This window comes from Salinivibrio socompensis S35 (genome assembly GCF_000513715.1).
In the GTDB taxonomy this organism is placed as follows: Bacteria; Pseudomonadota; Gammaproteobacteria; order Enterobacterales; family Vibrionaceae; genus Salinivibrio; species Salinivibrio socompensis.
This window is the reverse complement of record NZ_AQOD01000242.1, coordinates 1-1,894: the sequence shown is the minus strand read 5'-3', so window position 1 is coordinate 1,894 and position 1,894 is coordinate 1. Positions and strand designations below refer to the sequence as shown.

Annotated in this window: 5 protein-coding genes; all 5 read right to left on the bottom strand. The window is 52.8% G+C overall.

Going from position 1 to position 1,894, the window contains the following annotated elements; genetic code table 11:
- Positions 1 to 315, bottom strand: a 315-nt coding sequence (locus DZ54_RS23040) for an IS66 family transposase (protein WP_037355351.1), incomplete at its 3' end; no start/stop codon positions are given.
- A 51-nt stretch (positions 316 to 366) separates the two neighbouring features.
- Positions 367 to 723, bottom strand: a complete 357-nt coding sequence (tnpB, locus tag DZ54_RS0117370; protein WP_025675505.1) for an IS66 family insertion sequence element accessory protein TnpB — start codon at positions 721 to 723, stop codon at positions 367 to 369.
- The gene (gene tnpA, locus DZ54_RS0117365; protein ID WP_025675504.1) at positions 720 to 1,013 is read right to left on the bottom strand and encodes an IS66 family insertion sequence element accessory protein TnpA; all 294 of its coding nucleotides are present in this window, start codon (positions 1,011 to 1,013) and stop codon (positions 720 to 722) included. Before tnpA (DZ54_RS0117365) ends, tnpB (DZ54_RS0117370) begins: the two co-directional genes overlap by 4 nt.
- A gap of 192 nt (positions 1,014 to 1,205) precedes the next feature.
- Positions 1,206 to 1,550: an IS66 family insertion sequence element accessory protein TnpB gene (gene tnpB, locus DZ54_RS0117360; protein WP_025675503.1), complete on the bottom strand. Its 345-nt coding sequence runs from the start codon at positions 1,548 to 1,550 to the stop codon at positions 1,206 to 1,208.
- Positions 1,547 to 1,846, bottom strand: coding sequence for an IS66 family insertion sequence element accessory protein TnpA (gene tnpA / locus DZ54_RS0117355; protein ID WP_025675502.1), 300 nt, complete (start codon positions 1,844 to 1,846; stop codon positions 1,547 to 1,549). The genes tnpB (DZ54_RS0117360) and tnpA (DZ54_RS0117355) overlap by 4 nt, the downstream gene beginning before the upstream one ends.
- Between the last annotated feature and the right edge of the window lie 48 nt (positions 1,847 to 1,894).

Here is a 1,894-nt window from a genome sequence, read left to right as displayed (position 1 = left end):
TTCTATCACCTCGCGGGGCAAGTCCGGGTTGATGGGCTTGCGGCCCCGTTTGCGGGTGTAGGTGACGGTTTCCATTTCCGGCTCGTCATCGGATGGGCCGGTGTCGGTCAGGGTTTCCGCTTCGTTGAACAAGCAGCCTTGGGCGGGGAACTTCTCACTTTGCGGCAGGTACTTTTTGGCCTGGGCTAACCGGAACTGCTCCCACATTGCAGCAATACGGGATTCATATTGTTGGCTGATATGTTGCACCAGACCGTCAATATAGGTCTGGATTTCCGGGGTGATGCCCGAGGGCTTTTCAAGTTCCTTTTCCATGATAAAAGTATAGTAAAAACAGCCGCTTTTGCCACATTTTATTGCGCTTTTTTATGACATTTTTCGCCCATTTATTGGCTGATGCGCCACGGCATGTTGCCAGTTCAGTCCGTCCAGCAACCACCGCAGTTGTCTGGCCGTGATTTCCATCGCGATGGTATCGCCTGGGTGCCTCGGCCACTTGAACGTGCCGCTTTCCAGCCGGCGGTAATGGAGCCAGAACCCGTTGGTGTCCCACTGTAGGATTTTCAGTTTGTCCCGGCGGCGATTGCAAAACACGAACCAGTGCGGCCCGACCGGATCGAGCGCCAGTACATCTTCGACCAATAAGCCTAGCGTATTGATGGATTTGCGCATGTCGGTACTCCCGGTTGCCAGGTACACATTACCGCTTGGTGTAGGGATCATTGCAAGCACTTCATGACTTGCGGTAACAGCGCGATGGCCGAAGCGTCATGGACGGAGATCCGGTAGCCGCCGGGCGTTTCAACGACCAAAGCCATCGGGGATGAGAGCGTCGGAACCGGAACAATGACGCTCTCGGGCTCGGTGGAGGGTGTTGTGAGCTTTTTCTGCCAGTAATAGAACTGCGACTGCGCAATTTGGTGCAGCTCGCACCAAGCAGCAATGGTGAGTTCACTGTCTTTGTGGTGCTGCAGGCGCTCTTGCCAAAGTTGCATCTTGTCTTCGCGTGTCATGATATAGCTCCGATAGTGAAGGGGCTATATCAATATCAGGTCATCGTGGTTATCTGAATGTGGGGAGAAATGGCCGCTTACATATCATCAGGGAGGTCGGTCATTGAGCGTCATCTTCTTACCGTGTAATGGCAACAAGTTTGACGGCTCAAAAGGATCGTTCAAGGGCAATATGATGATCACTGTCATGGGTCACACTTCTAGTCCCTTTAAAGGATGATGCCCGTGACTGTTTTCCAGTGACAGTCCCGATAGGAGCCAGTGGAGTTGCGGTTTACTCAGTGTGATCACGCCGTCAGGGCTTGGGCGAGGCCACTTGAAGGTGCCCTTTTCTAGGCGGCGGTAATACAGCCAAAACCCATTGGTATCCCAGAATAAGATTTTGAGCTTATCGCGACCACGATTACAGAAGATAAACCAGGCTTCACTAAAGGGATCCATCTCAAGCTGCTCGGCCACGATCAATGATAGACCGTCAATCGACTTGCGCATGTCGGTGACGCCAGAGACCAAGAATACCTTGCCAGAAGGGGTCATTGCAGTGCATCCACCCAGTGTTTGATTTGCGCGGCGTTGAGCGTGGCGGGTAACTCGGCTCGAATGCCATTGGCAAAGACAAGCACGACGGACGCCCCTGGTAAGTGACCGGATGCCTCGACCACGACCGGCTGCACGGTTTGCGCTTGCTCGTGCTCACGTAATCGCTTCGACCAATAATAAAAAGTTTGATAGGGAATAGCGTTGTCTTGGCAAAACTGCTTGATGGACACTGTGCTTTGCTTTTGTTGTTCAATGATCGCCGCCCAGTGCGCGCGTTTTTGTGCTTGTTTCATCGTACCTCCGGTCAAAAAGGTACTATGGCAAAGCCCGTGTCTTATGGG